Genomic DNA, 6,338 nt, shown 5'->3' with positions numbered 1-6,338 from the left:
GGACGCGGCGCCCCTGGCCGTCGCGCCACCGCCGGCCGCAGCACCCGCCCCGGCCACGCTGCCGGTCCCCGGACTGCCGCTGCTGCCAGGCCCGGCGCCCGAGCAGGTCGCCCCGGCGGTCGCGGCCGCCGAACCGCCCCATCTCGACACCCCCCAGACACCGCCCGCGCCCGGCCCCACCGCGGGCGCCGAGCAGTTCACCCCGGTAGCCGCACCGCTGCCCGGGCCGCAGGGATGAGCCGCGACGCGAGCCGGCGCCGTCCCGCTCGGCCGGCCGCCAAACCCCGTAAGAAAGGTGCGGCGCCGTCGGCCGAACACTCGGCACGGGCCCGCCGTACGCGGGAGACCTCGGTCGAAACAGGCTTGCGCAGTTCGTCGTTCACGTTCCGGCACCGTGGCGGCATGGCGGTGATCTTCGTGCTGCTGCTCGTCGCGGGCGGGCAGTTGTTCAGCCTGCAGGTGCCGCGGGCCGAAGGGTTGCGCGCGGAGGCCGCCGGCCAGCTCAAGGTGACCGATGTGGAGAAGGCGGTGCGCGGCAGCATCGTCGACCGCAACAGCGACAAGCTGGCCTTCACCATCGAGGCCCGGGCGCTGACATTCCAGCCGGTCAAGGTGCGCAAGGAACTCGAAGAGGCGTTCACGAAGAACGAGGCCGCGACTGTGGAGGCGCCGGACCCCCAACGCCGGCTGCGTGACATCGCCACCGAGGTCGCCGCTCGGCTCGGCAACAAGCCGGACATGAAGACGGTGCTCAAGAAGCTGCGCAGCAACGAGTCGTTCGTATATCTGGCCCGCGCGGTCGACCCGTCCGTCGCCGACGCGATCACCACGAAGTTCCCCGAGGTCGGCACGGAGCGCCAGGATCTCCGTCAGTATCCCGGCGGGTCGCTGGCGGCCAACATCGTCGGCGGCATCGACTGGGACGGCCACGGTCTGCTCGGACTCGAGGACTCACTGGACGCGGTGCTGGCAGGCACCGACGGCTCGATCACCTACGACCGCGGTTCCGACGGCGTGGTCATCCCCGGCAGCTACCGCAACCGGCACGACTCGGTCGACGGCTCGACGGTGATGCTCACCGTCGACGACGACATCCAGTTCCACGTCCAGCAGCAGGTGCAGCAGGCCAAGGACGCCTCCGGCGCCAAGAACGTCTCCGCCGTGGTGCTGGACGCGAAAACCGGTGAGGTGCTCGCGATGTCGAACGACAACACGTTCGACCCGTCGCAGGACATCGGGCGCCAGGAGCACAAGCAGAACGGCAACCTTTCGGTCTCCTCGCCGTTCGAGCCCGGATCGGTGAACAAGATCGTGACCGCCGCGTCGGCGATCGAGTACGGGCTGACGAATCCCGACGAGGTCCTCCAGGTGCCGGGATCCATCGACATGGGCGGTGTCACGGTGGGTGACGCGTGGAAGCACGGGGTGATGCCCTATACGACCACCGGCGTCTTCGGGAAGTCGTCGAACGTCGGGACGCTGATGCTGGCCCAGCGCGTCGGGCCGGAACGCTTCGCCGACATGCTGCGCCGGTTCGGGCTCGGCCAGCGCAGCGGCGTCGGCCTGCCCGGCGAGAGCGCGGGCCTGGTGCCGCCGATCGATCAGTGGTCGGGCAGCTCGTTCGCCAACCTGCCCATCGGCCAAGGACTTTCGATGACCCTGCTGCAGATGACGGGTATGTACCAGACCATCGCCAACGACGGCGTCCGGATCCCGCCCCGCATCATCAAGGGCACCGTCGCAGCCGACGGCAGCCGCGCCGACGAACCGCGCCCGGAGGGCATCAAGGTGGTCTCGCCGGAGACGGCGCGCACCGTGCGGAACATGTTCCGCGCCGTCGTCCAGCGCGACCCGATGGGCACCCAGCAGGGCACCGGTCCCGCGGCCGCGGTGGAGGGATATCAGATCGCGGGCAAGACCGGCACCGCCCAGCAGATCAACCCCGCGTGCGGCTGCTACTACAGCGACGTCTACTGGATCACCTTCGCCGGCATGGCGCCCGTCGACGACCCCCGCTACGTCGTCGGCGTGATGATGGACGCCCCGCACCGCGCGGCCGACGGCACGCCGGGATCGTCGGCCGCCCCGCTATTCCACAACATCACTTCCTGGCTGCTGCAGCGCGACAACGTGCCCCTCTCGCCGGACCCCGGCCCGCCGCTCACGCTGCAGGCGAGCTGACCTGTAGAAGCGCCGCCGGTGCCGGGATCGGTACTGTGTCATCGCCATGAACCTGCGTCCCAGCCATCCCGCCGGATACCCGCTCGGGCCGCTGGCCGAGCGGGTCACGGCGGTCCCGCGTGCGGACGGTCCGGCGGCCGTGCCGGACATCCTGATCACCGGGGTCACCCTGCGCGGGCAGGACGCCCGCCCGGGCGACCTGTTCGCTGCGCTGCCCGGTTCCTCGTCGCACGGCGCCCGCTACGCCGGTGCTGCGGTGGCCGCCGGTGCGGCCGCGGTGCTCACCGACGCGGCGGGCGCCGACCTGATCGACACCGCCGGCGATGTCTCGGTCCTGGTCCATCCCGACCCGCGCGCGGTGCTCGGCGACGTGGCGGCCACCGTGTACGGCAGGCCGTCGGAGCGCCTGCGGGTGATCGGGGTGACCGGCACCTCGGGCAAGACCACCACCACCTATCTGGTCGAGGCGGGCCTGCGCGCGGCGGAGCGGGTGGCGGGCCTGATCGGGACGGTCGGCGTGCGCATCGACGGCCTCGACCAGCCGAGCGCACTCACCACACCCGAGGCGCCCGACCTGCAGGCGCTGCTGGCGGTGATGGTGGAGCGCGGCGTCGACACGGTGGTGATGGAGGTGTCCAGCCACGCGCTCAGCCTCGGCCGGGTCGACGGGGTGCGGTTCGCCGTCGGCGGATTCACCAACCTCTCCCGCGACCACCTCGACTTCCATCCGACGATGGCCGATTACTTCGCCGCCAAGGCGCGGTTGTTCGACCCGCGGTCGGCGGCCTGTGCGGATCTGTCGGTGATCTGCGTCGACGACGACGCCGGCCGCGACATGGCGAGGCTGGCCACCGCACCGGTGACCGTCAGCGCCACCGGCCGCGATGCCGACTGGCGGGCCGAGCAGATCCGCGCCGTCGGTCACGTCGCCCAGGAATTCGTCGCCGAGGACCCGGCGGGTGTGCACCACGGCCTGCGGATCGGGTTGCCCGGCCGCTACAACGTGGCCAACTGCCTGCTCGCCACCGCGCTGCTGGACGCCGTGGACGTGTCGCCCGAGCAGGCCGCGCCGGGTCTGCGCACCGCGGCGGTGCCCGGCCGGCTGGAACCGGTGGACCGCGGGCAGGACTTCCTCGCGCTGGTGGACTACGCGCACAAGCCCGGCGCGTTGCGCGCGGTGCTGGAGACGCTGCGCCAGCACGCCGGCGGCGCACGGGTGGCCGTCGTCTTCGGCGCGGGCGGGAACCGTGATCCGGGCAAGCGGACGCCGATGGGCCGGACGGCCGCCGAACTCGCCGATCTGGTGGTGGTCACCGACGACAACCCGCGCGACGAGGATCCGGCCGCGATCCGGGCGGCCATCGTCGCGGGCGCGCGCGAGGCCGGGACGACGGCCGAGATCCTCGAGGTGGGGGACCGGCGCGGCGCCATCGACTGCGCGGTGGCGTGGGCGCGTCCCGGCGACGTCGTGCTGATCGCGGGGAAGGGCCACGAAGCCGGCCAGACCAGCCAGGGCCGCACCCGGCCGTTCGACGACCGTCACGAACTGGGCGAGTCGCTGGCCGCATCGGGGCGGGGCGCATGATCGCGCTCAGCCTCGCCGAGATCGCCGGCATCGTCGGCGGCGAACTGGCCGACGTCACCCCCGAGGCCGCCGCGGCGACCCGGGTGACCGGGACCGTCGAGTTCGACTCGCGCGCCGTCACGCCGGGTGGGCTCTTCCTCGCGCTGCCGGGCGCCCGCGCGGACGGCCACGAGTTCGCCGCGGCCGCTGTCGCCGCCGGTGCGGTCGCCGTGCTGGCCGCGCGGCCGGTCGGTGTGCCCGCGATCGTCGTACCGCCCGCCGAGGGCGCCGACGCCGGTGCCGGGGTGCTCGAACACGACGTCGACGGCGCGGGCGCCGCGGTGCTGGCCGCGCTGGCCAGGCTCGCCGCGGCGGTGGCCGAGCGGCTGACCGCGGACGGGCTGACCGTCGTCGGGATCACCGGCTCGTCGGGCAAGACCTCGACCAAGGACCTGGTGGCCGCGGTGCTGGCGCCGCTCGGTGAGGTGGTCGCCCCGCCCGGTTCGTTCAACAACGAGCTCGGCCATCCCTGGACGGTGCTGCGTGCCGACGAGTCGACCGACTTCCTGGTCCTGGAGATGTCGGCCCGCCATCCCGGCAACATCGCCGCTCTCGCCGCGATCGCCCGGCCCTCGATCGCGGTGGTGCTCAACGTCGGCACCGCCCACCTCGGCGAGTTCGGCTCGCGCGAGGCCATCGCCGCGACGAAAGGTGAACTGCCGGAATCGGTTCGGTCGTCCGGCGTGGTGATCCTCAATGTCGACGACAGTGCGGTCGCCGCGATGGCCGACCGGACCCGCGCGCGGGTGGTGCGGGTGTCGCAGGAGGCGGGCGCCTCGGCGGACGTCTGGGCCGACGGGATCGGTCTCGACGCGCTGGCGCGGCCACAATTCACGCTGCACTCCGCCGCCGGTGAGGTCGGCGTCGCGCTCGCGGTGCACGGCGAGCACCAGGTGTCTAACGCGCTGTGCGCGGCGGCGGTGGCGCTGGAATGCGGCGCCCGCCCCGAGCAGGTGGCCGACGCGCTGGCCGGCGCCGGTCCGGCGTCGCGGCACCGCATGGAGGTGACCACCCGCGCCGACGGGGTGACCGTCGTCAACGACGCCTACAACGCCAACCCCGACTCCATGCAGGCGGGTCTCAAGGCGCTGGCCTGGATGGCCCGCGGCGGGGGGGAGCGGCGGCGCAGCTGGGCGGTGCTCGGCGAGATGGCCGAGCTCGGGGACGACGCGATAACCGAGCACGACCGCATCGGCCGGCTGGCCGTGCGCTTAGATGTGTCTCGACTCATCGTCGTCGGAACCGGGAGGTCGCCGAGCGCCATGCATCACGGGGCGGTCATGGAGGGATCGTGGGGGTCGGAGGCCGCCCTGGTCGCCGACGCCGACGCGGCGCTGGCCGTGCTGCGCGCCGAATTGGCGCCCGGTGACGTGGTGCTGGTGAAGGCGTCGAATTCGGCCGGCCTCGGTGCGCTGGCCGACGCGCTGGCGGCGGACACCGGAATCGGTGATCGATGAGACAGATCCTCATCGCCGTCGGCATCGCGCTGACGGTGTCGATCCTGCTGACCCCCGCGCTGATCCGGCTGTTCACCCAGCGCGGCCTCGGTCACGAGATCCGCGAGGACGGCCCGGCCAGCCATGCCAAGAAGCGCGGCACCCCGTCGATGGGCGGGGTGGCGATCCTGGCCGGCATCTGGGCGGGTTATCTGGGCACCCACCTCGTCGGCGTGGCGCTCGGCGGGGAGGGCCCCTCGGCGTCTGGTCTGCTGGTCCTCGGGCTGGCCACCGCGCTGGGTGTGGTCGGCTTCCTCGACGACCTGATCAAGCTCCGGCGCGCCCGCAACCTCGGCCTGAACAAGACCGCCAAGACGGTGGGCCAGCTGCTGGCGGCGGTGCTGTTCGGGGTGCTGGCGCTGCAGTTCCGCAACGCCGACGGGCTCACCCCGGGCGGCGCGGAGCTGTCGTACGTCCGCGAGATCGCCACCGTGACGCTGGCGCCCGCGGTATTCGTGCTGTTCTGCGTGGTGATCGTGAGCGCGTGGTCGAACGCGGTCAACTTCACCGACGGCCTGGACGGCCTGGCGGCCGGCGCCATGGCGATGGTCACCGCGGCCTACGTGATCATCACGTTCTGGCAGTACCGCAACGCGTGCGCGACCAGTCCCGGTCTCGGCTGCTACAACGTCCGCGACCCGCTCGACCTGGCGCTGATCGCGGCGGCGACGGCGGGCGCCTGCATCGGCTTCCTGTGGTGGAACGCCGCGCCCGCCAAGATCTTCATGGGTGACACCGGCTCACTGGCGCTCGGCGGCGTCATCGCGGGCCTGTCGGTCACCAGCCGCACCGAGATCCTCGCGGTGGTGCTCGGCGCGCTGTTCGTCGCCGAGGTGACGTCGGTGGTCGTGCAGATCCTGGCCTTCCGCACCACGGGCAGGCGGGTGTTCCGGATGGCCCCGTTCCACCACCACTTCGAACTGGTCGGCTGGGCCGAGACGACGGTGATCATCCGGTTCTGGCTGTTGACGGCGATCGCCTGCGGCCTCGGTGTCGCGCTCTTCTACAGCGAGTGGCTCGCCGCCGTCGGGGCGTGA

General features: G+C 72.6%; 4 protein-coding genes and 1 pseudogene. All 5 read left to right on the top strand.

Annotated features, from left to right (window positions below; all coding sequences use genetic code 11):
• A pseudogene (locus O6P37_RS18505) lies at nucleotides 1-238 on the top strand (hypothetical protein); the annotation flags it as partial.
• Nucleotides 235-2,181 (top strand): peptidoglycan D,D-transpeptidase FtsI family protein, encoded by a 1,947-nt coding sequence (locus O6P37_RS18500; RefSeq protein ID WP_269895437.1) that lies wholly within the window; start codon nucleotides 235-237, stop codon nucleotides 2,179-2,181. The pseudogene O6P37_RS18505 and the gene O6P37_RS18500, both read left to right, overlap by 4 nt.
• A gap of 46 nt (nucleotides 2,182-2,227) precedes the next feature.
• Nucleotides 2,228-3,766 carry a UDP-N-acetylmuramoyl-L-alanyl-D-glutamate--2,6-diaminopimelate ligase gene (locus O6P37_RS18495; RefSeq protein WP_269895436.1) on the top strand — a complete coding sequence of 513 codons (1,539 nt, stop codon included), beginning with the start codon at nucleotides 2,228-2,230 and terminating at the stop codon, nucleotides 3,764-3,766.
• A complete protein-coding gene (locus O6P37_RS18490) occupies nucleotides 3,763-5,262 on the top strand; it encodes a UDP-N-acetylmuramoyl-tripeptide--D-alanyl-D-alanine ligase (RefSeq protein WP_269895435.1) in 1,500 nt (499 codons plus the stop codon). Before O6P37_RS18495 ends, O6P37_RS18490 begins: the two co-directional genes overlap by 4 nt.
• Nucleotides 5,259-6,338 (top strand): phospho-N-acetylmuramoyl-pentapeptide-transferase, encoded by a 1,080-nt coding sequence (gene mraY / locus O6P37_RS18485; protein ID WP_269895434.1) that lies wholly within the window; start codon nucleotides 5,259-5,261, stop codon nucleotides 6,336-6,338. The genes O6P37_RS18490 and mraY overlap by 4 nt, the downstream gene beginning before the upstream one ends.

It is taken from the genome of Mycobacterium hippophais, from assembly GCF_027529605.1.
Taxonomy (GTDB): domain Bacteria; phylum Actinomycetota; class Actinomycetes; order Mycobacteriales; family Mycobacteriaceae; genus Mycobacterium; species Mycobacterium arseniciresistens.
This window is presented reverse-complemented; position numbering and strand designations above follow the sequence as displayed.